A 26,110-nucleotide genomic window follows, 5' to 3' on the forward strand; every position below is an offset into this window, starting at 1 on the left:
CGGCACCCCCCCTTCACCGCTACCATGCCGCCCAGACCCCACAACGGAGACACCCATGCTCAAACTCTGCGGCTTCTCGGCCAGCAACTACTACAACGTCGTCAAGCTCGCCATGCTCGAAAAGGGCGTCGCGTTCGACGAAGAACTGGCCTGGATCGGCGAGACCGACAAGGCCAGCAGCCCGCTGGGCAAGGTGCCCTATCTGAAGACCGGCGCGGGCGCGATGTCGGAGTCGACGGTGATCCTGGACTACCTCGAATCGGCCTACCCGCAACACCCGCTGGTGCCCACCGACCCGTTCGCCGCCGCCAAGGTGCGTGAGCTGGTGCGCTACACCGAGCTGCACCTGGAACTCGTGGCGCGCAACCTCTACCCCGAGGCCTTCTTCGGCGGCAAGGTGAGCGACGCCGCGAAGGAGAAGATCGGCGAGCAGCTGGAGAAGAACGTGGCGGCGTTCGCCAAGCTGGCGGTGTTCTCGCCCTACCTCGCGGGCGACACGTTCACACTGGCCGATTGCGCCGGCATCGTGCACCTGCCGATCGTGAGCGGTGCGACCAAGATCATCTATGGCCGCGACTTCCTGGCCGACCTGCCGCTGCGCGACTACATCAAGAAGATGGGCGAGCGGCCTGCCGTGCAAAAGGTCAACGCCGATCGCAAAGCGAACACCGAAGAGATGTTGAAGCGCACGAAGGGGTGAACGCCCCCTCAGCGGAACTTGCGCACCAGTTCCACACCGACCGCCCACGCGCGTCCCGCGCCCGGTTCGAAGAAGCGGTTGTTGCCTTCGTTGACGATGACCGAGCCCGCGTAGGTGCGGTCGGTCACGTTGTCCACGCGCAGGAACTCGCGCCAGGTCCAGTCACCCCGCTGCTGCTCGAAGCGCACACCGAGGTTGAAGACGGTGCTGGCGGCGGTGAAGTCGGTGTTGCGGTCGTTCACGGCCATGCGCCCGGTGTGCAGCGCTTCCAGCGTGAACACGCTGTTGGCCCAGCCCGGCTCCCACGCCACCTGCAAGTAGGCCTGCTGGCGCGCCAGCCCCGGCAGGCGGCTGCCCGCGGGCACCGACACGGTGGGCACGGCGCAGGGTGAGGCGGTGCAGGTGAGGAAACCATCTCGGTAGCGCGCGTCCATCCAGGTGAGTGCCGGGGTGATGGTGAACGGGCCCCACTGCATCAGGCCCGCGAGTTCCAGGCCATGGCGGCGCGTGCGCCCCGCGTTCTGGAAGGTCGACCGCCCGCCGGTGTTGGAGAGCACCACGATCTCGTCCTGCGTGCGGGTCTCGAACAGCGTGGCGCTCCAGCTGCCCCAGCCTTGCCGCCCACGCAAGCCGGCTTCGGCGCTCAGGCTGCGCGAAGCGTTCACCGCGCTGTTGAGGCCGGTGAGGCCCGAGGGGCGGTAGGCCACTTCGTTGAGCGTGGGCGTCTCCAATCCCCGGCCCAGGCTGGCGAAGGCCTGCAGCTGTGGCGTGAGTTCGCGCCGCACGCCCAGCACCGGGCTCCAGCCGTCGAACTTCACCGCGCCGCTGTCGTCCGGGTTGCCCGGCGCGATGTAGTGGTCGGCGGACTTGAAACGCACGCTCGAATGCCGCAGGCCGGCCATGTAGGTCGTGGCCGAGGTGCGCCACTCGGCTTGCACATAGGGGTCGAAGGTGCTGGCGCGGTTGGTCTCGTCGCGGCGCAGGCGGCCTTGCACGCCGAGCGTGGTGCCGACGAAGTTCTCGTAGCCCAGGCGGTCCTCGCTCTGCTGGTCGGACGCGATGCCGGCCGCCACGGTGAGGCGGCCGCTGTCGTAGGTGCGGTCGAGCCGCCAGCGCGCGTTCCAGCCCCAGTAGTCGCGGTCCAGATCGATCACGCCGCCTGCGCTGCCAGCGGGAATTTGTGCACCGCTGGGAATGGCCTGGAACTGGCGCACCGCGCGCTGCCCCCCATAGCCCATGAGCTCGAGGCGGTGACCGCCGCCCAGGGCCTGCTCCCACGCCAGGCCGACCTGGGTCTGCGACACGCTCTTGCGTGTGTTGAACTGCGTGGCGGCACCGGTGGTCTGGCGCGGGTTGGCGTCGAACTCGGCGCGCGTGAGGCCTAGCGGGTCCAGTGCCTGGCTGCTCTGGCGGTTGAGCACGAGCACGGTGCGCCCTCCCTCGTGCGCGCGGCTGAGCTTGAGGTTGCCGGTGCTGCGCGACGCGGCCGACTGCGGGCGTTCGCCATCGGTGGCGAACTTGCCCGCGTCCAGCGTGTACGACCAGCCGGGTTGTTCGGCCGTGCCGGTCTGCCCGCTGACTTGGGTGGAAAAGCGCCACAGGCCGTTGGCGCCGGCGACCAGGCCGCTGCGCCATTCGGTGGGGCGCTGCCCGTCCTGCGTGTAGAGCGCGATCACGCCCCCGGCCGATGCGCCGTAGAGCGCGGAGAACGGCCCACGGATCACTTCGATGCGGTCGGCGCTGCCGAGGGGAAAGTTCGCCGCCTGGCCTTGCCCGTCGGGCGCGCTGGCGGGAATGCCGTCCACATACAGCCGCACGCCGCGCACACCGAAGGGCGCGCGCGCGCCGTAGCCGCGCATGGAAATCTGCAGGTCTTGCGCGTAGTTCTGCCGGTTGCGCACCACCAGGCCCGGCACGCGACCCAGGCCTTCGGAGAGGTTGATCTGCAACTGGCCCGCGCGCAGTTCTTCGCCATCGACCACGTCGAGCGAGCCGGGCGCGAGCCAGCGGTCCTGCCAGGCCGAGCTGCCGGTGATCACGACCGGGGCGAGCGCGCCAGCCACGTCGCGCTCGCCTGTCGTTTGTGCGTGGACCGTACCCGCCATCGCGAGGCTGGCGAGCGCGCCAAGCGCAACGCTAGTTCTTCGGCCGAATGGCATCGGCCGTACCTTGGATGAAAGCCTTGATTTTCTGGACATCGTCGTTGGAGAGTTTGCCGGTGAAGTCCGGCATGCCGCGCGCCTGGGCCGGGCCATTGAAGACAAACTTGTCCAGATTCTCGATGAAGGCGCTATCCATGTACGCGAGGTTGGGTATGTTGCCGCCGCGGTCCACACCCGGCACACCGTGGCAGAACACGCAGTTGCTCACGTACAGCGCGGTGCCGGCCTGCACGTGCGCGGGGTCGTACTTCACGCCGGCCACGAGCTTGCCGAGCTGGTAGTTGACGAAGGCCGGTGGCTGCGCCTTGCCGCCCACGGCAAAGGTGTAGACCGTGCCCGGGCCCTTGCGGTCGGTGGCGCGCTGCGCCAGACCGTACACGCCGCCCCAGCCCACGGCGATCGACACGTATTGCTTGCCGTCCACGAGGTAGGTCGATGGCGCGGCGATCACGCCGGTGCCGGTGGGCGTTTCCCACAGCTTCTCGCCGCTGGTGGCGTTGTAGGCGATGAAGCGGCCATCGGCCGTGCCCTGGAACACCAGATTGCCGGCGGTGGTGAGCGTGCCGCCGTTCCAGGGCGAAATCTGCTCCTGCGTCCAGCGCGCTTCCTGCTTCACCGGGTCCCAGGCCACGAGGCGGCCGAAGGGTTTGCTGCTGGGCGGCTCCACGTTGGCGAAGGTGGCCAGGTTCCAGCCCATGTTGGCGTGCGGTTCGCCCGGTCGGTCGGCGTTGAACTTCCAGTCCTTGTTGTCCATCAGCGTGAGCGGCACGCCCTGCACCGGCATGTAGACCAGGCCGGTGGCCGGGTTGTACGACATGGAGTGCCAGTTGCGCGCACCGAACGCGCTGGGGATGATTTCGCGCGGGCGGTCGGCCGTGCGCGCAGCGGGCGTTTCGATCGGGCGGCCCTTCTTGTCGTAGCCGGTGGCCCAGTTCACGTCGACGAAATTCTTCGCCGAGATGAACTGGCCGGTCTTGCGGTCGATCACGAAGAAGAAGCCGTTCTTCGGCGCGTGCAGGATCACCTTGCGCGGCTTGTTGTTGACGGGGATGTCGGCCAGGATCATCGGCTGCGTGGAGGTGAAGTCCCAGTTGTCGCCGGGCGTCTCCTGGTAGTGCCACACGTACTTGCCGGTGTCGGGGTTGAGCGCGACGATGGAGGCGAGGTAGAGGTTGTCGCCACCGGCCGGGCTGCGCTTGCTGCGCGCCCAGGGCGAGCCGTTGCCGGTGCCGATGTACATGAGGTTGAGCTCGGGGTCGAAGGCCATGGTGTCCCACGCGGTGCCACCACCACCGGCTTCCCACCACTTGCCTGCCGGGTCCCAGGTCTTGGCGGCCTTGGCCATGGAGGCATCCTCGAACGGCTTGCCTGGGTCACCCGGCACGGTGAACCAGCGCCACTTCTGGTCGCCGGTCTTCGCGTCGTACGCAGTGATGTAGCCGCGCACGCCGTACTCCGCGCCGCCATTGCCGATGATCACCTTGCCCTTGAACACGCGTGGCGCGCCGGTGATGGTGTAGCTGAACTTGCGGTCGACGATGGTGTCCTTCTCCCACACCTTCTGCCCGGTGGCCGCGTCCAGCGCGATCAGGCGGCCGTCGTACGCGGCCACGAACACCTTGCCTTCGAACAGCGCCACGCCGCGGTTGACCACGTCGCAGCAGCCCTTGTAGCCGGCCTCGCGCGCGACCTGCGGGTCGAAGGTCCACAGGCGCTTGCCGGTGCGCACGTCCACCGCGTGCACCACGCTCCAAGACGCGGTGACGTACATGATGCCGTCGACCACCAGCGGCGTTGCCTCCACGCCGCGCGAGGACTCCAGGTTGTACGACCAGACCAGGCCCAGGTCCTTCACGTTCGCGGTGGTGATCTGGTTGAGCTTGGAGTGGCGCGTCTCGGCGTAGTCCAGGCCGTAGCTGGGCCAGTCGGCGGTCTGTTGCTGGTTGTTTTTCATGAAGGCCGCGTTGACCTTGCCGACGGCGGCCTTGATGTGCTCGGGCGAGCCCTTGGCCGGCGCCTGCGCGAACGCAGCGCCGCAGAACACCAGTGCGGTGACCAGACCAGCCGCCGCGCGGCGCCAGTTTGAAGCGTGGGGTGACGGTTTCATGTTGTCTCCTTGTGCGGCCTGCCCAGTGTGGGGAGTGGCAGGGCTGTGGTGGGGCTGCCGGGACGGGCATGCGCGGCCCGGCGTCGCCATCTTCCGCGTCCGCGGTGCGCGATTCATCCTCGGGATTTCCCTGTGCCCGAAGTGTTCCGGCGTGGAACACATGGGTCCCGGCCCGACATGGCCGCCGGTCGGAAGCGCCCGGGAAAAGGGCTTTCCCGCATGCCTCTGGCCCTGCGCCGTCGGATACTGCGGGCGGAGACAAGAACATGCCCCACGCACTTCACGGGCAGGCGAGCACGCCGCACCCGCTCTTCTTCCAGACCGCCGAGCAGCGCACCGCGCTGGCGCGGCAATTGTTCTTCGACGAAGGCACGCGCCCCTCGGGCCTGGTCGGCGAAGCGGTCATCCAGTCCTGGCTGCGCTGCGCTTCGGCACACCACCGCCCCTCGGAGGTGGTGGCCTTCGAGCAGGTCACGCGCAGCCGCGCCCACGCCAGCCTCAACCGCAACCGGCAACTGCTCGAAGCCGGCAACCTCGAACTGCACAACATGGAAGCGGCATTGGCCGGCACCGACTGCCGCGTGTTGCTCACCGACGCGCAGGGTGTGGTGATCCACGCCACAGAGCTGCCGCAGACGAGCCACCAGCCGCTGCTCAAGACCGCCTCGCGCGTGGGCGTGAACATCGCCGAGAGCCACATCGGCACCAACGCCCCAGGCGTGGTGGTGCGCACCGGCGAGGCCTGCACCGTCACCGGCGCCGAACATTTCTTTCAGTGCCTGCAGACCATCCACTGCGCGGCCGCGCCCATCCGCGACATCCATGGCCACCTCGCGGGCGTGCTGGACGTGTCGATCGAAGCCGGGCGCTTCCAGTTCGACGCCGCGTCGGTCGTCGGCATGTACGCCACCACGATCGAAAACCGCTTGCTGCTGCTGCAATCGGCCGAGCACCTGGTGCTGCACTTCCAGGCCAGCCCCACCTTGCTGGGCACGCCGATGGAAGCGCTCGCCGGCATCGACAGCCATGGCCGCGTGCTCTGGCTCAACGGCGTGGGCCGCCGCCTCACGGGTTGCACCATGGAAGGTCGCCCCCTGGTGGACGAGGTGTTCGGCGCACCGCTGCAGCGCCTGCTGGCCTTGCCGCGCCAGGCGCATGCGCACACGCTGCACCTGCCCAATGGGCTGGGGGTGTGGATGAAGGGCACGCTCACGGCCAGCGATGGCGCGGACTTCCAGCACGCGGTGGCCATGCCACTCGTGCCACAAGCCAGCGAAGCGATCGCGAGCCCACCGGCCGAGATCGAACCGCCAGCGCCCCGCGCCCACACGACTGACACGCTGCTCGACCACAAACAGCGGCTGATCGAAAACACGCTGGCCGCGTGTGGCGGCAACATCGCCAAAGCGGCGCGCGCGCTGGGCGTCTCGCGCGGCCTGTTGTACCGGCGGCTGCAGAAAACCGCGGCGCCCGAACCTGGCGCCTGAGGTTTCTTCAACGGTCCTCGGATCGGCGCAGCCGGTCGATGTCGGTTCGCAAGTCCTGGGACCAGACGCGCCGATCGCGGCCCTGCGCCTCTTGCGGAGTGCCATACGTGACCACCGCGCGCAGGTGGTCGGCACTCAAGACGGCCCAGACCGAGCCGACCAAGGTCGTCTCGCCCACGAACACCGGCGCGGGATGCGGCTCGCCCATCCGGTTGTTCACGAAACGCAAGCCCACGGGCAACACCGGCGCCTTGGCCGCGATCGCCGCCTGCAACAAGTTCGCATGGAAGGGCAGCAGCTCGCGGCCATCGCCCGTGGTGCCCTCGGGAAACACCGTGAGGATGTCCCCCAGCGTGAGGCGCTCGGCCATGTGGTGCACCATGCGCATGGCATCGCGCCGGCTCGAACGCTCGATGTAGAGCGTGCCCGCGCCGGTGATGAGCGCACCCAGCAAGGGCCAGCGTTGTGCGTCGGCCTTGGAGACGAAACGGCTCGGCCGCGCCGCGTTCATCACCAGGATATCCAGCCAGGAAATGTGGTTGGCGACCTGCAGCAAGGGACCTTGCTCGGGTGGCGTTCCCCGCACTTCCAGCTCCACACCCATGATGTGCAGCATGCGCCGCGTCCATTCGCGCACCAGCCATTGGGTCTGGGCGGGCGTCAGGCGGCCGAAGTCGGTGCGGATGGTCCACAGGCCGCGCACCACGTGCACGGTGGCGCGCACGGCGCGCAACAGCGTGCGCAGCAGCTTCACGCGTGCGCGAGCCGTTCGGTGGCGGTTTCGGCCTGGTAGGCCACTTGCCCCGCCACCAGCGTCGCGCGCACGCGCGTGGGCAGTTCGTGGCCACCGAATGGCGTGTGCTTGCCCTGGCTGCGCAGGGCGTCGGGGTGCACCGTCCAACTGGCGTTGGGATCGAAGACACACAGGTCGGCCACGCCGCCCACGGCCAGGCGCCCCACGCTGGCTTCCAGGGTGCCCAGGCTCGCGCCCAACACGCTCTGAGGTCCACAGGTGAGCACCTGCAGGGCCTGCACCAGGCCCAGGCCGTCCTGCTGCGCCCAGTTGCAGGCCAGGCCCAGCAGCAGTTCGACGGCGGTGGCGCCGGGTTCGGCTTCGGCGAAAGGCAGGGTCTTGGCGTCGCTGTCGACCGGGTTGTGGTCGGACACGAGGGCGTCGATGGTGCCGTCGGCCAGGCCCGCGCGCAGGGCGTCCCGGTCGCGCTGCTGGCGCACTGGCGGCTGCAGGCGCAGGCGGCTGTCGTAGAAGCCGATGTCGACATCGGTCAGGTGCAGGTTGTGCACGCTCACGTCGCAAGTCACCGGCAGGCCTTCGGCCTTGGCCTGGCGCACCAGCGCGAGGCCGGCCGCGCTGCTGATGCGGCACAGGTGCACGCGCGCCTTGCTCGCCGTGCCGCGCATGAGCTCGAACAGGGTGTGCAGCGCAATCGTTTCGGCAGCCACTGGAATGCCGGAGAGGCCCAGGCGTGTGGCCAGCGGGCCGCTGGCGGCCACGCCTTGGCCGAGATGGAAGTCCTGCGGCCGCAGCCACACCGTGTAGCCGAAAGTGGCGGCGTACTGCAGCGCGCGTTGCAACACCTGCGTATTGACGATGGGCACCTCGGCCTGACCGAAGCCAATGCAGCCGGACTCGGTGAGTTCGGCCATCTCGGTCAACACCTCGCCTTGCAACCCCCGCGTGAGCGCGCCGAGCGGAAACACGCGCGCGCGGTGCAGTTTTTCAGCGCGAAACTTGAGCATGTCGACCAGGCCGGGTTCGTCGAGCACCGGGTCGGTGTCGGGCGGGCAGACCAGCGAGGTGACGCCGCCAGCGACCGCCGCGGCCATCTCGCTTTCGAGCATGCCGGCGTGTTCCTGGCCCGGCTCGCGCAGGCGCACGGCCAGGTCCACCAGGCCGGGCGCCACCACGCAGCCGCTGGCGTCGAGCGTGCGGCTGGCGTGGAAATCCGCGGCGACGTTGCCGATGGCAATGATGCGGCCGGCGGCGATCGCCACATCGGCGATGTCGTCGCGGCCGGTGGCCGGGTCCATCACACGGCCGTTCTGGATCAGGATCTTCATGCGGATGCCACCTTGATGTGATTCTGGAGAGGCGCGAGCAACTCGCTCAGTGCGTGCACCAGGGCCTCGCACTCGGCCTGCGAGCCGATGGTGATGCGCAAGTGGTCGGCGATGCGCGCCTGGTTGAAATGGCGCACCAGAATCTTGCGTTCGCGCAAGGCCTGCTGCAATGGGGCGCCCCGGTGCTGCGGATGCCGCGCCAGCACGAAGTTGGCGCTGGAAGGCAGGCACTCGAAACCCAGCGCGGCCAGTTGCGCCACCAGCCACGTGCGGCTGTCGACGATGCGCCGGGTGATCTCGGCGAAATGCGCCTGGTCGTCGAGCGCGGCCTGCGCCCCCGCGAGCGCCACACGGTCGAGTGGGTAGGAATTGAAACTGTCCTTCACCGTCGTCAGTGCCTGGATCAGGTCGGCATGGCCGAGTGCGAAGCCCACGCGAAGTCCCGCCAACGCGCGCGACTTGGACAGCGTCTGGATCACCAGCAGTTGCGGGAATTCGCCGATCAAGGTGGCGGCGCTCTCAGCACCGAAGTCCACATAGGCTTCGTCGACCACCACCACGGATGCGCTGTTGCGCTCCAGCAGCCAGCGCAGCTCGCTCAAGGGCAGCGCGATGCCGGTGGGCGCGTTCGGGTTGGGCAGCACGATGCCGCTGTTGGGCTGCAGGTAGTCGGCCACGCGCACGCGGTAGCCATCGTCCAGCGGCACGGGCTGGCAAGTGATGCCGTAGAGCCCGCAGTACACCGGGTAGAACGAGTAGCTGATGTCGGGCACCAGCAGCGGCAGGCCGTGGCGCAACAGGCCCATGAAGGCGTGTGCGAGCACTTCGTCGGAACCGTTGCCCACGAACACCTGGTCGATTTGCAAGCCGTGCTGGGCCGCGATGGTCTGGCGCAGCGCGATGGCTTGTGGGTCGGGGTACAGGCGCAGCCGGTCGTCCACGGCGTCGGCCATGCGTTGCAGTGCGAGCGGCGACGGGGGATACGGGTTTTCGTTGGTGTTGAGCTTGATCCAGCCACCACCCTGCGGCTGCTCGCCCGGCGTGTAGGCGTGCAAGCCGCGCACCGCCGGGCTCCAGAAACGCGTGCGGTCACCGCTCATGCTTCGTTGCCCGCCACGATGCCCATCACCGCCATGCGCACGGCGATGCCGTAGGTGACCTGCGGCAGGATCACGCTCTGCGGCCCATCGACCACGGCCGATTCGATCTCCACGCCGCGGTTGATGGGGCCGGGATGCATCACGATGGCGTCCGGCTTGGCCCAGCGCAGGCGCTCGGCGGTGAGGCCGAAGCTCTTGAAGTACTCCTGGCTGGAGGGCAGCAGCGCGCCGCTCATGCGTTCGTTCTGCAAGCGCAATGTGATCACCACGTCGCAGTCCTTGATGCCCTCTTCCAGCGTGTGGCACACCCGCACGCCCATGTGAGACATGTCGCCGGGCACCAGCGTGCGCGGGCCGACCACGCGCACATCGGGGCAGCCCAGCGTGGTGAGCGCATGGATGTCGGAGCGCGCCACGCGCGAGTGCAGCACGTCGCCCACGATGGCCACCGACAGGTTGGTGAAGTCCTTCTTGTAGTGGCGGATGGTGTACATGTCGAGCAAGCCCTGCGTGGGGTGCGCGTGGCGCCCGTCGCCGGCGTTGACCACGTGCACGTGCGGCGCGACGTGCTGCGAGATCAGGTACGGCGCGCCCGACTCGCTGTGGCGCACCACGAAGATGTCGGCCGCCATGGCACTCAGGTTGGCGATGGTGTCGAGCAGCGACTCGCCCTTGGCGGTGGAGCTGCGCGCGATGTCGAGATTGATCACGTCGGCCGACAGGCGCGTGGCCGCAATCTCGAAGGTGGTGCGCGTGCGCGTGCTGTTCTCGAAGAACAGGTTGAACACGCTCTTGCCACGCAGCAGCGGCACCTTCTTCACTTCGCGGTTGCTCACGCTGGTGAAGTTGGCGGCGGTGTCCAGGATCTGCGTGAGGATCTCGCGCGAAAGGCCTTCGGTGGAGAGCAGGTGGATCAGCTCGCCGTTCTTGTTGAGCTGGGGGTTCTTGCGTTGCACGTTCAGGCTTCCTTGGTTTCCAGCACGAAGCTCAGGCGGCCGTCGTTGTCCCGCGCGAGCTCGAGCGTTCGGTGGGCCGGCAGGTCCAGGCGCGCGGCGCACACATTGGCTTCAATGGGCAACTCGCGCCCGCCCCGGTCCACCAGCACCGCCAGGCGCACGCTGGCCGGGCGGCCGTAGTCGAACAGTTCGTTGATCACCGCGCGCAGTGTGCGGCCGGTGTAGAGCACGTCGTCGATCAGCAGCACGTGGGCGCCGTTCACATCGAAGGGCAAGATGGTTTGTGCGCTGGCGGCGAGACCGCGTTGCGCGAAGTCGTCGCGGTGCATGCTGGACGAGATCACGCCCTCCACGCCGCTCAGTCCCAGGTCGCGCTGCAGGCGCTCGGCCAGCCAGGCCCCCCCGGAGATGATGCCGGCCAGCAGCACGGGCTGCGGGGACGATGCCAGCAGTTGCTTCACGCCGCGCAACAGCTCCCCATACAGCGCCTCGGCATCGGGCAGATCGGACGGTGACAAAGGCGTCAAGGCAGGCTCCTCAAGAACTGTTCCAGGATGATGCAGGCCGATGCGGCATCGGCGTCTTTCGCGCCGAGGCTGTGAGCCTCGGTGGTGCTGTAGCGTTCGTCCACCTCGAACACCGGCAGGCCGTGACGGCCGCGCAGCTGGCGCGCGAACTTCAGCGCGCGCGCGGTGTTCTCGTGCGGGGTGCCATCGGGGTGGCAAGGCACGCCGACGACCAGGGCATCGGGCTGCCATTCCTTCAAGCGCTGCGCGATCTGCAAGAAACGCGCATCGCCCTCAGCGGCAATGGTGGCCTGCGGGGTCGCGGTGCGTGTGAGCCGGTTTCCAATGGCCACGCCAGTGCGCTTCAGACCGTAGTCGAAGGCCAGAAACATCTGGCAATGCGCGGGCACCTCGGGAGCAGTAGGCGCGGGCGTCTGCACGCTCATGCGTGCCCCGCGTCAGGGGAGAGCATCCAAGGCTGCAGGCCGCCCAACAGACTCATCGCCCGCTCATACCGCTCTTCCACGGGTGCGTCGAAGATGAGATTGGGGTCTGCCTCCACGGTAAGCCAGCTGTTCTCGGTGATTTCCGATTCCAGCTGACCTTGTCCCCAGGAGGCATAACCGAGCGAGACGAAGACCCGGCGCGGGCCGGCGCCCGACGCCATGGCCTCCAGCACGTCCTTGGACGTGGTCATCTCCAGGCCACCGGGGATGGAGAGGGTCGACGCGTACACCGATTCGCCCTCGCCCGAGACCGCTTCGTGCAGCACGAAGCCCCGTTCGGTCTGCACCGGACCACCCTGGAACACGGGCAATTGGGTGAGGTCGTCCCGGCCCATGCGCAGGTCGACCTTTTCGAAGAGACGGGGCAGGAGAATGTCGCTGGGCTTGTTGATCACCAACCCCAGCGCGCCGCGCTCGCTGTGCTCGCACATGAACACCACACTGCGGCCGAAAAGCGCGTCGCTGAGGCCGGGCATCGCAATCAGAAAGTGATTGGTCAGATTGATGGGGGCAAAATCAGCGGACATGGCGCGATTTTAAGCCGCCTACCCTGCCGGGCCGTTCCCGGGCGGGGGCCACCACACCGCCGCGACCATGAACAACTACGACAAAGGCCTTATGTGGTTCCGCCGCGATCTGCGCGCAGAGGACAACGCGGCGCTGTACCACGCCCTCAAGTCATGCCGCCAGGTCTGGTGTGTGTTCGTGTTCGACACCGACATCCTCGACGATCTCCTGGAGCGCGGCCTGCGGGCAGATCGCCGCGTGGAGTTCATCCGCGAGTCGCTGGTGGAACTGGACGGGCAATTGCGCGCACTGGGACGCGAGCACGGCAGGCAAGGTGTCGGCTTGATCGTTCTGCACGGCCCGGCGCGCCAGGCCGTGCCCTCCCTGGCGCAGAAGCTGGGCGTGCAGGTGGTGTTCGCCAACCACGACGATGAACCCGCCGCGCTGGCGCGCGATGCCCAGGTGCTGGGCGAGCTGGCTCACGCCGGCATCCTCCTGCACAGCCACAAGGACCACGTGATCTTCGAGCGGCGCGAAGTGCTCACGCAGGCCGGCCATGCGTTTGGCGTGTTCACACCCTACAAGAACGCCTGGCTCAAGGCGCTCACGCCCTTTCATCTCAAGGCGTATCCCGTGGCCACCTATGCAGGCGTGCTCGCCGACGTGCCCGCTGCGCAGGCCAGGCCCATCCCCGCTCTGCGCGAGCTGGGCTTCGAGGCCACCAACCTGGCGCGGCTTGCCCTGCCCACGGGTGCCCGCGGGGCGCACCAATTGTTCGAGGATTTCGTCGAGCGCATCGAGCGCTACGGCGAGGCGCGCGACTTTCCCGCCGTGAAAGGCCCCAGCTACCTGAGCGCGCACCTGCGCTTTGGCACCATCTCGATCCGCCACATCGCCTCGGTGGCCTACCAGATGCATCTGCAAGGCATTTCGGGCGCCAGCACTTGGTTGTCCGAGCTGGTGTGGCGCGACTTCTACCACCAGGTGCTCGCCAACTTTCCGCACGTGACGGACAAAGCCTTCAGGCAAGAGTACGACGCGATCAAGTTCGAACACGGCAAACACGCCAAAACCCTGTTTGCCGCCTGGTGCGAGGGCCGCACCGGCTACCCGCTGGTGGACGCGGCGATGGCGCAGATCCATCAGACCGGCTACATGCACAACCGCCTGCGCATGGTGGTGGCCAGCTTCCTGGTGAAGGACCTCGGCATCCACTGGCAATGGGGCGAGCGCTACTTTGCCGACCACCTGATCGACTTCGACCTCGCCGCCAACAACGGTGGATGGCAATGGGCCAGCTCCAGTGGATGCGATGCACAACCCTGGTTCCGCATCTTCAACCCCGTGACCCAGAGCGAAAAGTTCGATCCACAAGGCAAGTTCATCCGGCGCTACCTGCCCCAGTTGGCGGGTTTGCCGGATGCCGCGATCCACGCGCCCTGGAAGGCCAACGACATCGAACTGGCCGCCGCCGGGGTGGTGCTGGGCGAGACGTACCCGCATCCCATCGTCGACCACGCGGTGGCGCGTGAGCGCACCTTGCAGCGCTATGCGGTGGTGAAAAACCCGGGCAGGCTTTAAACGGCGCACGCGGCGGGGCAGGCCCCGCTCGCCCATGCCCACCGCGAAGATCAGGCCTCCAGACCGGCCTTGGCGTAGTGCCCGATCAGCGCCAGCAATTCGTCTTCCGAATACGGCTTGCCCAGATAGTGGTCCACGCCCAGCTCGCGTGCGTGCTCGCGGTGCTTCTCCGCGATGCGCGAGGTGATCATGATCACCGGCAAGTCGGACAAGCGCGCGTCGTTGCGGATGTTGCGCACCAGATCGAAGCCGTCCATGCGCGGCATTTCGATGTCGGACAGCACCACGGTCGGACGTTCCGATTGCAGCTTCTCCAGCGCCTGCAAGCCATCGGCCGCCAGCGTCACACGGTAGCCTTCTCGCTGCAGCAGGCGCTGCGTCACGCGGCGCACCGTGATCGAATCGTCGACCACCAACACCAGCGGCACCGCGTTGACTTCAATGACGGGTTGGGCGACAGGGGGCGCATCGCCCGCCACCGCCTGGACCGGCGCGGCACCCTGCTGACGGGCGAGCCATTCGGGCACCAGCGCACCGTACACCGCCGACAAGGCCACCGGGTTGTAGATCAGGGCCACGGCACCCGAGGCCAATATCGACATGCCTGCCAGGCCGGGCAAGCGCGAGAGCTGCGGCCCCAGGTTCTTCACCACGACTTCCTGGTTGCCCAGCACTTCGTCCACGTGCATGGCCACACGCTGCGCCGCGCTTCGGAAAATCACCACCGGATGCGTGCGGCCCTGACCCTCTGTCGAGTGCGCGGAAGATTGCAGCAGCGCACCGGCCCAGTGGAACGGCACATCCTCACCGGCCACATTGAGGTGACCACTGGCGTACGCCTTGGCGAGGTCGTCGTGGCTCAGGCGCCGTACCACCTCCACGAGGTTGGAGGGTACGCCCATCGTGAGCGATCCAGCCCGCAGCATCACCACTTGCGTGACCGCCGTGGTCAGCGGCAGCACCAGCTTGAAGCTCGTGCCTTTCCCGGCCTCTGTGGCGGTCTCGATCCGACCACCCAATGCCACCACGTCGTTGCGCACCACGTCCATGCCAATGCCACGGCCCGCCAGCTCCGACACCTCCTGCGCGGTGCTCAAGCCAGCTTCGAAGATCAACTGCGAGGCCTCTTCGTCGCTCAGTTGCGCGCCGGTCGGCGTCAATCCTTGGGCCTGTGCCTTCTCCCGCAAGCGCGCCAGGTCCAGGCCACCACCGTCGTCGGCGAACACGATGGACACGTCGTTGAGCTCGTGGCCGAGCACGATTTCGATCTGCCCTTCCGCGGGCTTGCCCAGTGCCACGCGTCTTTCGGGCGTTTCGATGCCATGCACCACGCTGTTGCGCAGCAAATGCTCGAAGGCGCCGGTCATGCGGTCCAGCACGCCGCGGTCCATGTCGATATGGCCGGTGATATCCAGGCGCACCTGTTTGCCGGTTTCCTTGGACGCCTGCCGCACCACACGGTACAGGCGCTCGGAGATGCCTTCGAATTCGACCATGCGCGTGCGCAGCAGATCGCGCTGCAATTCGCGCGTCTGGCGCGCTTGTGCCACCAGACTGTCTTCGGTGGATTCCACCGCGCGCTGCAGGTTGCGCTGCACCGTGGCCACGTCGTTGACCGACTCGGCCATCATGCGCGTGAGTTCCTGCACCCGCGTGAAACGGTCGAACTCCAGCGGATCAAAGGACTGATCGGCGTCCCGGGCCTGGGCCAGACGCGATTGCATCTGGGTTTCGGCCTGCAGTTCGATATCGCGCAACTGACCGCGCAAACGGTCCAGGTTGCCCGTGAGGTCCTTGAGCGAACCGCGCAAGGTCACCAGTTCGGATTCCATGCGCGCGCGCGTGGTCATGACCTCGCCGGCCTGGTTGACCAGGCGGTCCAGCAACTCGGGACGCACACGCACGGCAGCGCCCGCACGCGCGGCCACCACCGAGGGCGCCACCGGCATGGGCAAGCCCGACAAACCACCCTCGGCTGGGTCCGGGGCGGCTCCAGGCTGCACCGGCGTGGCCGCGTCCACGGAAGTCGGCGGGGGCGCAGCATCGGCTGCCGCCGGTACGAGCTCGGGTGCGACTTGCACCATGTCTTCCTCGCGACCATCGGCATTTCGCAGCTGTTCAAAACGCGCGGCGATCGCATCGAACTCGGCCTGCAGCGGTTCGATGTCCGCACTGCGCTGCACGTCGGTACCCAGCCGCTCGGCCGTCGTCTCCATGCGGTGCGCCAACTCGCCGAGCCGCAAGGCGCCTGCGAGGCGCGCGCTGCCTTTGAGCGTGTGCAGGTTGCGCAGCACTTCCGCGCGGGCGCTGCTGTTCTCCGGGCGCGCGACCCATTGGCGCAATGCACTGCCCAACTGCGGCATCAGTTCCTGCGCCTCTTCCGCGAAGATGGGGAACAGGTCCACGTCAATCGTGTCGTACACGTCGATGTCGTCGTCGATGTCCTGCACCCGTTCGTGCACACGGGCGGTGTCGGCGTGTGGCGCGGTGAAGGTGGGCGCATGCTCGACGGGGGCCGGTGCCTCGAAGCCGGTCAGCGGCAGAACCGGCGATGGCACGGCTTCGGGCTCGGGCTCGTGCACCACGCTGTACAGCGCAGCCACCAGATCGGGGCGGGCCTCTTTCAGGAAGCCGGCCGCAAACTGGTGCAGCAAGCGGCGAATGTCTTCGGACGCATCGACAAACAGCTGCGCCTGGTCAGCGGTGGCAGGCCGGCCCCCGCGCTGACGCGAGGCCACCGACGCCAGCGCATGCTCCAGCCCACGGGACACGTTCGACAGCGATTCGAAACCCACCGTGGCAGAACTCCCTGCCAGCGAGTGCGCCAATGCCTCGGCTTGATCGGGCATTGGCTCGTGGCGTTCGAGCGACCATTCCGTCAGCACCGTGTTCAACCGGCGCGACCACTCGTCTGCCTCGTTGAGGTAGACGTTGTAGAGCTTCAAACCGATGCGCAGCGGGCCGATGACACGGGTCTGCTCATCGTGAGAGGTGTCGAACACCGGATCGGCCATGGGCTCTGGCTCTGGCTCTGGCTCTGGCTCTGGCAAGAGAATCTCATCGACCTGAACGACCTCGGGCGCCGGTGGCACCACTTCGTCGACGTCCAAGGACACGCTGGCATCGAACGGCGCAGCGCTCTCGGCGATCGGTTCGCTCGGCGCCGCCACCGGCACCTCCAGGCTGCCAAAATCGATGTCTGCCAACAGGACTGCGGGCTCCGCGCCCGCCACGCCCTCCGGCGGCGGCATGTCCCATTCGCTCTCAGCCTTGGGAGCAAACTCGACCACATCTTGCGCCGCCACGTCTTCGGCAGCCAATGCTTCGGTTGAAGCCTCGGGAACTGGCGCTTGCGACGGTTCGGCCAGGGCGGCGTCCGCCACCAGCGCGGACGGCACCAAGGGCAGGTAGTGCCCCTGGTCGCGCAACGCTTCGGCACTGGCACGGAAAGGCTGCGAGCGCTTCGACGAGGGACCACGCGCCGAGATCTCGTCCACCCAGAGCGCGAACTCGTTCATCGCCTCCGCCGCCAGCGCCAGCAAGGGCGGACTGGCGGGACGCTGCTCGGCCAGCACGGTGTTGAGCAACTGCTCCATGGCCCAGGCGGCATCGCCAAACTCGTCCAGGCCCACCATGCGCGAACTGCCCTTGAGCGTGTGGAACGCACGCCGCAGGGTGGTGAGATGCTCCAGGTCGCTGGGTTGCGCCTGCAGATGCGACACCGCCTCCAGCCCGTTGCCCACGACCTCGCGGGCTTCCTCCAGGAAGATGTCGAGCAGGTCGTCCTCGTCGTTGTCTTCTTCGGCGGCAGCCACCGGCTCCTCGACCTGCAGGATGCTGGACGTTTCCGAAAGCCCCACAAGCGCCTGTGCGCCGACCGAGGCATGGTCCTTGACCACGGCCTCTGCGGCCTCTCGAGCGGCACGGGCCACGCCGGATTGCTCGGCCAGGGAGGCCTGATCGGCCAGAGAGTCCAATTGCTCGCTCAGATCGACCAGGCTGAGGCCGTCCTGCGCGCCTTCGACCACACGCTGCACACCATCGCTGATGGCTTGCGCCTCGTCTCGGGAAGCCGGGTGCAACATGCCTGCGCTCGCAACGCGCCCCATCACCGGCAGCAGTTCGCCCTTCTCTTCGTCAAAAACGAACAGCTTCTTCGCCAATGCAGGCTGGTAGTTGAGCATGTCCACCAGAAAGCTCATCGCACTGAGGTTGTTGCCCAGCTGTTGGAACGTGCCCGCCTCGCGCGCCATCGCCTCGTCGACTTCCGTGTCGAGGATTTGCTCCACCGCGGCGCGCATGCGCACGACCGTCTGTACCGCCTGATCGAGCCCCAACACCGAAAGCACACCGCGCATCTGCGCCAATTGCGACACCGCCAAGTGCAAGCCGGCCTTTTCCTGCGGATGGCGGAAGAACTGATCGAGCGTTTTTTCGACTTCGCTCAGAGAGACCTTGATCTCTCCCACCACGCTGCCCATGGTCTGGCGATCGCTCACCCGCCGATAGAGTTGCTCCATCCAGGCATCCAGCGGCTGCGCGGGCTGCCCGGCCAGCACGGACTCCAGCCGCTCGGCCAGGGCTTGCGTGCGCTGCGCGAACTCGGGTGCACTGGGATCGAAATCTTCGAAGGAGGCCTCCAGGAACAAGGTCGTGGTCGCCACTTCCATGGCGAGCTCGGGGCGCACGCCCCCGCTCGCCTCCTGCACCGCCTGATCGGAGGCCTTGATCAAGGCCTGCGCCAGCACCGTGCTCGCCGGATGCAGCTTGAGAAGCGAATCTCCAATCAAGCTGAACTGTTCCACCACTTGCCTGGCACGGCTGTTGTCGCCACCGGAATACAGCGACCAGGCCTCCTTGGCCGTATGAATCCGCTTGCGGGCCTGCGCGAGTACCGCGGGGTCATAGCGCCCCAACGTGGACTTCTGGTAATCCACCGGAGGCAGTTTGCCCAGGCCAAAAGCCTCGCGCACGGCGGCAAGGTGCGGCGTTGTCGCGGCCGACACGTTGGCAGGTTGCGCACAGAAGAACAGCAGATCGTGCAGCAAGGTCCCCGAGACCTGCGGCTTGCCCTGCGCGAGATTGACGAACTGCAACAGAATGCGCGACGTGGCGCGTTTGACATACACGTCTGCCGGCAACAGCGAATGCGCCACACCCTCGAAATAGCCGGCAGACACGCGCCAGAAGGTGCGCGCGCGCGGGTCGTCCGTTCCCGCCGAAAGACCTGCGCTGAGTTTGGCCAGCTGGCCGGCCGCAGCCACGCTTTGGGTCTTGACCACCAGCAACACCAGGCGATCGAACAGCGAGCGGATGGCGGCGTTGCACTGCAGAGGCGTCACACCCGCCGCCGCAGCGAGATCCACACCGCGGTGTTCGAAGGTCCAGAGATCGGCGGGATGGATGCGCTCGGCTCCAGCGACTTCCTGCACGTCGCGGTACTGCGAAAACAACGCCACGGGCTGCATCGGCTTGTTGCTCAGCACCGCTTCAAGGTATTCGATCAGCGCGAAGCTGGCACGCTCCACCTTGCCGACGGCTTCTTCCGTGCACGTCTGAGGGCGCTGAACGAAACGCTGGACCGCGGCCTCCATGGCGCGCAGCACCTGGGCAGGAGCACCCAGGCCCACCATTTCCAGCGCGCCCACCGCCTGGTGCAGCTGTTGGCGTGCCAGGCGCAACGACCCCGGATCGACCGCTTCGAGATCGTTGTTGCGCGACTGCTCGGTCTCCCGGACAAATCGCTTGATGGCCTTGTTCGCGCCGTCCAGCGACTTGCGCAACTCTTCGAAGACCCACGCCAGCGGGCCCAGGTCGGCGACCGGCATATCCACATTCAGGCTGTCGGAGTCGGTGGCAGTGTCGAACATGTTCTTCCAGTGGGTTTACACAGACGGACAGGCGCTGACCTGCGCTACGCGATCTTGAATCGGGCCACCGACTGACGGAGCTCCTCGGCCATGGCGGAAAGCTCCCGCACCTGCTGGGCAGTCGACCGCGTACCTTCGCCGGTCTGCTCGGTCACCGCAAAAATGTGCTGGATGTTGCCCGCCACCTCGTTGGCCGAATCGGCCTCGCGCGAAGCGGCACTGGAAATCTGTTCGATCAGCTCGGCCAGTCGGCGCGACACACGGTCGATCTCCGACAGCGCCGTACCGGCGTTGTCCGACAGCTTGGCCCCCTCGACCACACCCTGCGTGGAGCGCTCCATGGCGGCCACCGCATCCTGCGTATCGGTTTGAATGGCCTTCACGAGCGCCGAGATCTGCCGCGTGGCATCGGCGGAGCGTTCGGCCAGCCGCTGGACTTCTTCAGCCACCACCGAGAAGCCTCGACCGGCTTCACCTGCGGACGCCGCCTGGATGGCCGCGTTGAGTGCCAGCACGTTGGTCTGCTCGGTAATGTCGGAAATCAGCTCCGTGATTTCACCAATTTCCTGAGACGATTCACCCAGCCGCTTGATGCGCTTGGACGTTTCCTGGATCTGGTCGCGAATGGCGTTCATACCGCCGATGGTGTCTTGCACCGCCTGCAGGCCCGACTCGGCGGCCTGCAGCGAGGCCCGCGCCACCGTGGCGGATTCCTGTGCTTGACCGGACACCTCGTTGATGCGCTGCGCCATGTCCAGCACCGATTGGCCGGTTTCGCGAATCTCGCGCAATTGCTCGGTGGATGCAGCCAGCAGTTCGGTGGACGTGTTTTCCACCGCCGACGTCGTCTGCGCCACACGCGTTGCCGTGGCCTGCACGTTGCCCACCAGCGAGCGCAACTCTTCCACCGTGTAGTTCACCGAGTCGGCGATGGCACCGGTGATGTCTTCCGTCACCGTCGCCTCCTGCGTCAGGTCGCCTTCGGCCACGGTCTGCAGTTCGTTCATCAGGCGAAGAATGGCGGCCTGGTTGGCGTCGTTGACGCGCTTGGCATCCTGCTCCTGGGCTTCGGCGTTGACGCGCTGGGACTCGGCGGTCCGTTGGCGCTGGCGGCTGTCTTGCAATTGCACATAGGCCAGGCCCGCAGCACACAGCAGGGCAAATACCGCTGTCAGAAGGAGCGCCAGGAACTCACCGCCACCGAGTCCCGAACGCGACGACAGGCTGCTCTGCAGTTGCTCCAAGCCCAGCCGAAGCGGCTCGCTGTCCGAGATGATGGCGGATTGCGCCTCGCGCGCAGACACCAGGCCCTGCAGGTTGCCCAGAATCGCGCCCGCTTCGACCCGGGTGGCCTCGTACAGCTTGAGCAGGGCCTCCAGTCGGTCGCGGATCTGAGGGTCGCGTGCGGGAGCCAGGCGCAGTTCCTCGCTGCCCTTGAGCAAGCCTTCGGAAATTTCCTTGAATGTGTTCAGGTCCCTGCCCAGCAGGAACACCGCTTCCGGGCTCACGCCTTCCATGGTCAGGAACTCATTGGCCGATTTGCCGATGCGCTGCGTCAACATGACGAGCTGACCTGCAGCGGATACTTCGGTGGCCGGCGCGTTCTGCTGGAGCTTCAGCGAAGAAATGGTTTCCGCGACTTCGAGCAGATCGGACGACTGGCGGTTGATCGAGCGCAAGGCGTTGCCCACCTGGGTCAGGATGCTTTGCTGGGCCAACACCGCCGCAGCGCTGCGTTCGGCCAGTTCCACCTTGGGCATCAACGCGTCCAGCTGGCCGGCGTAGTCGGCGCCCAGGGCGCTGAGCGACATCTCATCGTCGCCCTGCTGGAGGCCGCGCACGGTCCGGGCCATTACGTCCGAACTCTCCTTGACCTCGGGAAAAGCCGCGGTGCTGCCTATCAGCGCCTGCGACACGCTCTTGGCCAAGCGTTGCGACTGCATCAGCGCCTGGCCACTGGCCGCCACCTGCTGACCGACCTTCTCGGTTTGGCTCAGCACAAAAAAGGTCACCGCGCCCAACACCACCAGGCCCGCGGCCAACAACACCGCCAAGGTGCGTTGGTGCTGATCTGCACGACGCCGCCCCAGCAGCGGCAGCGACACAAACCCGGCCTCCTCGACGCTGCCATCGTTGTCATCCTGCATCGGGGTGGCCATACCACCGTCCGCGATCGCATGGGGCTGCAACCTTGCGGCGGCCAGTTCGGCCACGTCCTGGTCGGTTGCGTTGGAAAGATCGGGTTCGTCGCTGGCAGACTTCTTGAAGAGTCCCTGAAATCGATCAAGCATGGCCATGTAATAACCTTCCAACTGAAAACAGAATGACAACAGAACGACAAGAGAGCGGGCCACAGGCGGCCCGCAGATCAACCGTCAAGCGGCAATGGCGAGGAACTCGGGTTCGACCACAAGCGCCTGCAAATCCAACTCTTGCCACACCTGGCCCTGCAGGTCGACCAGCGTGCGGGTGAAATAGGACGGTGCCCCGTCAGGATTGCTCCCCGCGGAGGCAAACATCGAAAGGTTGCGCAAGCCCAGCAGGCGATCGATCCAGATCACGGCATTGACGCTGAAGGCCGCGTGCAGGCTGACCAGGCGCGACTCGGAGGTGACCCGTTCGGCAGGCGGCGGGGTGGAGGCGGCAGATCCCACCAGACACGCGAGATCGATCACGCCGTACAGCCCCCCACGCAAACCGGCAACGCCTGCATACCAAGGCTTGGTATACGGCACGCGCTGCACCGCAGACCAGGGAAAGATTTCACCCGACTGCACCAGCGGGAGAAGGTAGCGGCAACCATTGGCCTCTATCGCGAGCCAGGTCGCCGTGACGGCCTCGGTTTTAGCGGCCGTCAAGCGCTGCGCCAATCGTTCCTGGAGCTCCTTGAGTGATTGACGTTTTGCCATGCTCGGTGGATCCGCTTAATGGACGGCGGTTATCCCAGTGCCCGAATCTTCGACAACAGCTCCTGGGCGTCCACGGGTTTGGTGACGTAGTCGCGGGCCCCTTGGCGCATCCCCCAAACGCGGTCGGTCTCCAGATTCTTGCTGGTGCACATGATGATCGGGATGCTGGAGAACTGAGGGTCTTTCGTGATGGCCCGTGTGAGCTGAAAACCATTCTGGCCGGGCATCACGACATCCATGAGGATCAAGTCCGGCTTTTCCCCGGCAAGGCGACGAAAGGCCTCGTCCGCATTCTCTGCGGTGTCGACGATGTAGCCGTTTTTGCCCAAAAGATCGGACAAAACCATCAGCTCGGTTTTCGAGTCGTCAACGACGAGAATCTTTCGGATGGCCATCACACGGCTCCAGTTAGGTTGGCGCCAAACTGTTGCACGGCTTGCAGCAGCTGGTCTTTGGTGAAAGGTTTGGTGAGGTAGTCCTGCGAGCCCACCATGCGGCCACGCGCCTTGTCAAAAACGCCGTCCTTCGACGAGAGCATCACCACGGGAATATTGGCAAAGCGCGCATTGCGCTTGATGATCGCGCAGGTCTGGTAGCCATCGAGCCTTGGCATGAGGATGTCGCAGAACACCAGGTCGGGCTGGTAATCGTTGATCTTCGCAAGCGCGTCGAACCCGTCGTCGGCCAGAAGCACTTCGTGCCCACCCTGCTTGAGAAAGATCTCGGCACTGCGGCGTATGGTGTTGCTGTCGTCGACCACCAGGACTTTGAGTGCAGGCGTTGTGCTCACGATTCACTAACTCCAGAACGTTGACGGGCCAGGGGCAGCGAAAATGGGGAACAGGAAAAACGGGAGGCGGACTCGCAATGCGATCAGGCGCAATCCGAACGGACTCAGATCTGCACCATCTCGAAGTCCTCCTTGCGAGCCCCGCATTCCGGACAGGTCCAGTTCATGGGCACTTCGGCCCAGGGGGTTCCCGGCGCGACACCGTGATCGGGAGCACCCTCGGCTTCGTCGTAAATCCAGCCGCAAATCAGGCACATCCAAGTCTTCGGTTCGCTCATACTTATAGGGGGCATTGTCTTAGAATGCAACCATTGTATCGACCCATCTACGCCACACTGCGCCGCTCCGCAAGCCAGCGGCACCGGCTGTCGATACCGTCGCGCACCGCGCTTCGACTCTGTCCCAAGGACTGTTGCGCAACCCCCATCCCCATCGACTTTCATGCCCGACACACCCGAATCTTCCGCGCGCACCTCGGTCGAGAGTCCCGGCGAGGACGCGCTGCCCTGCGTATTGACTTTCAACGCCAACGATCCGAGTGGCGCCGGGGGCTTGAGCGCGGACATCGCCGCCATGTCGAGCGCTTCGGCCCATGTGCTCGCGGTCGTCACCGGGGCCTATGTGCGCGACACCTCCAACATCCACGACCACATCGCATTCGATGAAGAGGCGGTGGCCGATCAGGCCCGTTGCGCGCTGGAAGACATTCCCGTGCAGGCCTTCAAGGTCGGCTTCGTGGGCAGCCCCGAGAACCTGAGCGCCATTGCCGAGATCACCACCGACTACACCGAGGTGCCCGTGATCCTGTACATGCCGGATTTGTCCTGGTGGGACGAGCTGGCGATCGAGAGCTACCTGGATGCGTGCACCGAACTGCTGCTGCCGCAAACCACCGTTCTGGTCGGCAACCACAGCACCCTGTCCCGCTGGCTGTTGCCCGAGTGGGAGGGCGACCGCCCCCCCAGCCCCCGCGAAGTGGCCCGCGCCGCTTCCGTGCATGGCGTGCCGTACACACTGGTCACCGGCTTCAATGCGTCCGACCAATTCCTGGAGAGCCATCTGACCACACCGGAGACGGTGCTGGCCACGGCCCGCTACGAACGCTTCGAAGCCACCTTCGCCGGTGCCGGCGATACGCTCTCGGCCGCGCTGTGTGCCTTGATCGCAGGCGGCAGCGACTTGCAGTCGGCGTGCGCCGAAGCGCTGACGTACCTGGACCAGTGCCTGAACGCGGGCTTCCAGCCCGGCATGGGCCATGCGGTGCCCGATCGCCTCTTCTGGGCGCACGAGGATGACGACGAAGGCGAAGACGCAGCGTCGAGCGAGTCCGCCACCGACAGCATGCTCGACGCAGACGACTTTCCCCTGGACACCACACGACACTGACCGACGCTCTGCGCCCCATGACCTCCCTCGACCGCAACCAACTCCTGTTCGACCGCGCCAAGGCGCTGATTCCCGGCGGCGTGAACTCGCCCGTTCGCGCCTTCCGCGCCGTCGGTGGCACGCCCCGTTTCGTGCAGCGCGCGCAAGGCGCGTACTTCTGGGATGCGAACGGCCAGCGTTACATCGACTACATCGGCTCCTGGGGTCCCATGATCCTGGGCCATGGGCATCCGGCTGTGGTCGAAGCGGTGCAGCAGGCGGTGCTGGAAGGCTTTTCCTACGGGGCACCCACCGAGCGCGAAGTGGAGCTGGCCGAGGCGATCATCGAACTGGTGCCCAGCATCGACATGGTGCGGCTGGTCAGTTCCGGCACCGAAGCGGGCATGAGCACGATCCGTCTGGCGCGCGGCGCCACGGGTCGCAAGAAGATCATCAAGTTCGAGGGCTGTTACCACGGCCACGCAGATGCGCTGTTGGTGAAGGCGGGCTCGGGCCTGGCGACGTTCGGCAATCCGACCAGCGCTGGCGTGCCGCCCGAGGTGGTTCAGCACACGCTCGTGCTCGAGTACAACCACATCGCACAGCTGGAGGCGGCATTCGCCGAGCACGGCGCGGACGTGGCCTGCCTGATCATCGAACCGATCGCGGGCAACATGAACTTCGTGCGCGCCAGCGCGCCCTTCATGAAGCGCTGCCGTGAGCTGTGCACACAGCACGGCGCCTTGCTCGCCTTCGATGAGGTGATGACCGGTTTCCGCGTGGCGCTGGGCAGCGCGCAAAGCGTTTACGCGAAGCTGATCCCCGGCTTCGAGCCCGACATGACGGTGATGGGCAAGGTGATCGGTGGCGGCATGCCATTGGCCGCGTTCGGCGCCAAGCGCGCGGTGATGGAGCAGCTCGCCCCGCTGGGCAGCGTGTACCAGGCGGGCACCTTGTCGGGCAACCCGGTGGCCACGGCCTGCGGCCTGGCGACCTTGCGCGAAATCCGCAAGCCCGGTTTTTACGAGGCGCTGTCGGCCACCACACGCTCGCTGGTCGACGGCCTGAAGTCCGCCGCCGCGGCCGAAGGTGTTGCGCTGTGTGGTGACAGCGAAGGTGGCATGTTCGGCTTCTTCCTGTTCGACGAGCTGCCGCAGAACTACGCCAAGGTGATGACCACCGATGGCCCGCGCTTCAACAAGCTGTTCCACGGCCTGCTCGACCGCGGCGTCTACATCGCGCCGGCCTTGTACGAAGCCGGTTTCGTGAGCGCGGCGCACACGGCGCAAGACATCGAAGAAACCGTGGCGGCAGCACGCGACGTGTTCAAGCAGCTCTAACGAAACCAGAGGGCAGGTCACCAGCGAAGCGCCCCATCTGCGCAAAGCCAAGCCACGAGCGAAGTGCCTCTTCCAGTGCCGACGCGGAACCGGCTCCGCCGGGCCGCAGTGGCGCCCCCTTGAGGGGGTGACGGCGCGCAGCGCC

At 66.5% G+C, this 26,110-nt stretch carries 20 protein-coding genes; 5 read left to right on the forward strand and 15 right to left on the reverse strand.

Annotated features, from left to right (window positions below; genetic code table 11):
• The first annotated feature begins 55 nt into the window (after positions 1 to 55).
• Entirely contained in the window at positions 56 to 700 is a 645-nt protein-coding gene (locus F9K07_RS23900) for a glutathione S-transferase (protein ID WP_159595787.1), read from the forward strand.
• A gap of 8 nt (positions 701 to 708) precedes the next feature.
• Here the strand turns inward: F9K07_RS23900 and F9K07_RS23905 are convergent, their stop codons facing one another.
• Positions 709 to 2,805 carry a TonB-dependent receptor family protein gene (locus tag F9K07_RS23905; protein WP_236581475.1) on the reverse strand — a complete coding sequence of 699 codons (2,097 nt, stop codon included), beginning with the start codon at positions 2,803 to 2,805 and terminating at the stop codon, positions 709 to 711.
• 31 nt (positions 2,806 to 2,836) lie between these two features.
• Positions 2,837 to 4,969 (reverse strand): PQQ-dependent dehydrogenase, methanol/ethanol family, encoded by a 2,133-nt coding sequence (locus F9K07_RS23910; protein WP_159595789.1) that lies wholly within the window; start codon positions 4,967 to 4,969, stop codon positions 2,837 to 2,839.
• A 266-nt stretch (positions 4,970 to 5,235) separates the two neighbouring features.
• Here F9K07_RS23910 and F9K07_RS23915 point away from each other — a divergent pair, with 266 nt between their 5' ends.
• Positions 5,236 to 6,456, forward strand: a complete 1,221-nt coding sequence (locus F9K07_RS23915) for a helix-turn-helix domain-containing protein (protein ID WP_159595790.1) — start codon at positions 5,236 to 5,238, stop codon at positions 6,454 to 6,456.
• Between the two features lie 7 nt (positions 6,457 to 6,463).
• Here the strand turns inward: F9K07_RS23915 and F9K07_RS23920 are convergent, their stop codons facing one another.
• Genes F9K07_RS23920 through F9K07_RS23950 form a run of 7 tightly spaced genes read right to left on the reverse strand, consistent with a single transcriptional unit; the run spans position 6,464 to position 12,130 of the window.
• Positions 6,464 to 7,210 (reverse strand): lysophospholipid acyltransferase family protein, encoded by a 747-nt coding sequence (locus F9K07_RS23920; RefSeq protein ID WP_159595791.1) that lies wholly within the window; start codon positions 7,208 to 7,210, stop codon positions 6,464 to 6,466.
• Positions 7,207 to 8,535, reverse strand: a complete 1,329-nt coding sequence (locus F9K07_RS23925) for a dihydroorotase (RefSeq protein WP_159595792.1) — start codon at positions 8,533 to 8,535, stop codon at positions 7,207 to 7,209. Before F9K07_RS23925 ends, F9K07_RS23920 begins: the two co-directional genes overlap by 4 nt.
• A complete protein-coding gene (hisC, locus tag F9K07_RS23930) occupies positions 8,532 to 9,635 on the reverse strand; it encodes a histidinol-phosphate transaminase (protein WP_159595793.1) in 1,104 nt (367 codons plus the stop codon). Before hisC ends, F9K07_RS23925 begins: the two co-directional genes overlap by 4 nt.
• The gene (locus F9K07_RS23935) at positions 9,632 to 10,591 is read right to left on the reverse strand and encodes an aspartate carbamoyltransferase catalytic subunit (RefSeq protein ID WP_159595794.1); all 960 of its coding nucleotides are present in this window, start codon (positions 10,589 to 10,591) and stop codon (positions 9,632 to 9,634) included. Before F9K07_RS23935 ends, hisC begins: the two co-directional genes overlap by 4 nt.
• 2 nt (positions 10,592 to 10,593) lie before the next feature.
• Positions 10,594 to 11,118, reverse strand: a complete 525-nt coding sequence (pyrR, locus tag F9K07_RS23940) for a bifunctional pyr operon transcriptional regulator/uracil phosphoribosyltransferase PyrR (RefSeq protein ID WP_442907344.1) — start codon at positions 11,116 to 11,118, stop codon at positions 10,594 to 10,596.
• Complete coding sequence (ruvX, locus tag F9K07_RS23945; protein WP_159595795.1) at positions 11,115 to 11,543, reverse strand: Holliday junction resolvase RuvX; 429 nt, start codon at positions 11,541 to 11,543, stop codon at positions 11,115 to 11,117. The genes pyrR and ruvX overlap by 4 nt, the downstream gene beginning before the upstream one ends.
• Positions 11,540 to 12,130, reverse strand: a complete 591-nt coding sequence (locus F9K07_RS23950; protein ID WP_159595796.1) for a YqgE/AlgH family protein — start codon at positions 12,128 to 12,130, stop codon at positions 11,540 to 11,542. Before F9K07_RS23950 ends, ruvX begins: the two co-directional genes overlap by 4 nt.
• A 67-nt stretch (positions 12,131 to 12,197) precedes the next feature.
• On the opposite strand from F9K07_RS23950, the gene F9K07_RS23955 reads away from it, so the two are divergent.
• Positions 12,198 to 13,691: a cryptochrome/photolyase family protein gene (locus tag F9K07_RS23955; RefSeq protein ID WP_159595797.1), complete on the forward strand. Its 1,494-nt coding sequence runs from the start codon at positions 12,198 to 12,200 to the stop codon at positions 13,689 to 13,691.
• Positions 13,692 to 13,741: 50 nt separating this feature from the next.
• Here the strand turns inward: F9K07_RS23955 and F9K07_RS23960 are convergent, their stop codons facing one another.
• The 6 genes from F9K07_RS23960 to F9K07_RS23985 form a co-directional block, all read right to left on the reverse strand.
• Entirely contained in the window at positions 13,742 to 19,561 is a 5,820-nt protein-coding gene (locus tag F9K07_RS23960) for a hybrid sensor histidine kinase/response regulator (protein ID WP_159595798.1), read from the reverse strand.
• A gap of 44 nt (positions 19,562 to 19,605) precedes the next feature.
• On the reverse strand, positions 19,606 to 21,858 hold the full coding sequence (locus tag F9K07_RS23965) for a methyl-accepting chemotaxis protein (protein WP_159595799.1): 2,253 nt from the start codon (positions 21,856 to 21,858) through the stop codon (positions 19,606 to 19,608).
• A 78-nt stretch (positions 21,859 to 21,936) separates the two neighbouring features.
• On the reverse strand, positions 21,937 to 22,470 hold the full coding sequence (locus F9K07_RS23970) for a chemotaxis protein CheW (RefSeq protein WP_159595800.1): 534 nt from the start codon (positions 22,468 to 22,470) through the stop codon (positions 21,937 to 21,939).
• 29 nt (positions 22,471 to 22,499) lie between these two features.
• Entirely contained in the window at positions 22,500 to 22,865 is a 366-nt protein-coding gene (locus F9K07_RS23975; RefSeq protein ID WP_159595801.1) for a response regulator, read from the reverse strand.
• Positions 22,865 to 23,260, reverse strand: a complete 396-nt coding sequence (locus F9K07_RS23980) for a response regulator (protein ID WP_442907345.1) — start codon at positions 23,258 to 23,260, stop codon at positions 22,865 to 22,867. The genes F9K07_RS23975 and F9K07_RS23980 overlap by 1 nt, the downstream gene beginning before the upstream one ends.
• Before the next feature lie 104 nt (positions 23,261 to 23,364).
• Positions 23,365 to 23,538: a rubredoxin gene (locus F9K07_RS23985; protein WP_159595802.1), complete on the reverse strand. Its 174-nt coding sequence runs from the start codon at positions 23,536 to 23,538 to the stop codon at positions 23,365 to 23,367.
• A 163-nt stretch (positions 23,539 to 23,701) separates the two neighbouring features.
• Between F9K07_RS23985 and thiD the strand changes: the two genes are divergently transcribed.
• A complete protein-coding gene (thiD, locus tag F9K07_RS23990) occupies positions 23,702 to 24,646 on the forward strand; it encodes a bifunctional hydroxymethylpyrimidine kinase/phosphomethylpyrimidine kinase (RefSeq protein WP_159595803.1) in 945 nt (314 codons plus the stop codon).
• Between the two features lie 17 nt (positions 24,647 to 24,663).
• A complete protein-coding gene (hemL, locus tag F9K07_RS23995) occupies positions 24,664 to 25,965 on the forward strand; it encodes a glutamate-1-semialdehyde 2,1-aminomutase (protein WP_159595804.1) in 1,302 nt (433 codons plus the stop codon).
• The last annotated feature ends 145 nt before the right edge of the window (positions 25,966 to 26,110 follow it).

This window comes from Hydrogenophaga sp. BPS33 (assembly GCF_009859475.1).
Classification (GTDB): domain Bacteria; phylum Pseudomonadota; class Gammaproteobacteria; order Burkholderiales; family Burkholderiaceae_C; genus Hydrogenophaga.

Coding starts and splice junctions, on each gene's coding strand:
- ruvX (WP_159595795.1), bottom strand. CDS start 11,543: ATGAGCGTGCAGACGCCCGCGCCTACTGCTCCCGAGGTGCCCGCGCAT.
- F9K07_RS23910 (WP_159595789.1), bottom strand. CDS start 4,969: ATGAAACCGTCACCCCACGCTTCAAACTGGCGCCGCGCGGCGGCTGGT.
- F9K07_RS23925 (WP_159595792.1), bottom strand. CDS start 8,535: ATGAAGATCCTGATCCAGAACGGCCGTGTGATGGACCCGGCCACCGGC.
- thiD (WP_159595803.1), top strand. CDS start 23,702: ATGCCCGACACACCCGAATCTTCCGCGCGCACCTCGGTCGAGAGTCCC.
- F9K07_RS23955 (WP_159595797.1), top strand. CDS start 12,198: ATGAACAACTACGACAAAGGCCTTATGTGGTTCCGCCGCGATCTGCGC.
- F9K07_RS23960 (WP_159595798.1), bottom strand. CDS start 19,561: ATGTTCGACACTGCCACCGACTCCGACAGCCTGAATGTGGATATGCCG.
- F9K07_RS23905 (WP_236581475.1), bottom strand. CDS start 2,805: ATGGCGGGTACGGTCCACGCACAAACGACAGGCGAGCGCGACGTGGCT.
- hemL (WP_159595804.1), top strand. CDS start 24,664: ATGACCTCCCTCGACCGCAACCAACTCCTGTTCGACCGCGCCAAGGCG.
- F9K07_RS23900 (WP_159595787.1), top strand. CDS start 56: ATGCTCAAACTCTGCGGCTTCTCGGCCAGCAACTACTACAACGTCGTC.
- F9K07_RS23915 (WP_159595790.1), top strand. CDS start 5,236: ATGCCCCACGCACTTCACGGGCAGGCGAGCACGCCGCACCCGCTCTTC.
- F9K07_RS23950 (WP_159595796.1), bottom strand. CDS start 12,130: ATGTCCGCTGATTTTGCCCCCATCAATCTGACCAATCACTTTCTGATT.
- F9K07_RS23970 (WP_159595800.1), bottom strand. CDS start 22,470: ATGGCAAAACGTCAATCACTCAAGGAGCTCCAGGAACGATTGGCGCAG.
- hisC (WP_159595793.1), bottom strand. CDS start 9,635: ATGAGCGGTGACCGCACGCGTTTCTGGAGCCCGGCGGTGCGCGGCTTG.
- F9K07_RS23985 (WP_159595802.1), bottom strand. CDS start 23,538: ATGAGCGAACCGAAGACTTGGATGTGCCTGATTTGCGGCTGGATTTAC.
- F9K07_RS23965 (WP_159595799.1), bottom strand. CDS start 21,858: ATGGCCATGCTTGATCGATTTCAGGGACTCTTCAAGAAGTCTGCCAGC.
- F9K07_RS23975 (WP_159595801.1), bottom strand. CDS start 22,865: ATGGCCATCCGAAAGATTCTCGTCGTTGACGACTCGAAAACCGAGCTG.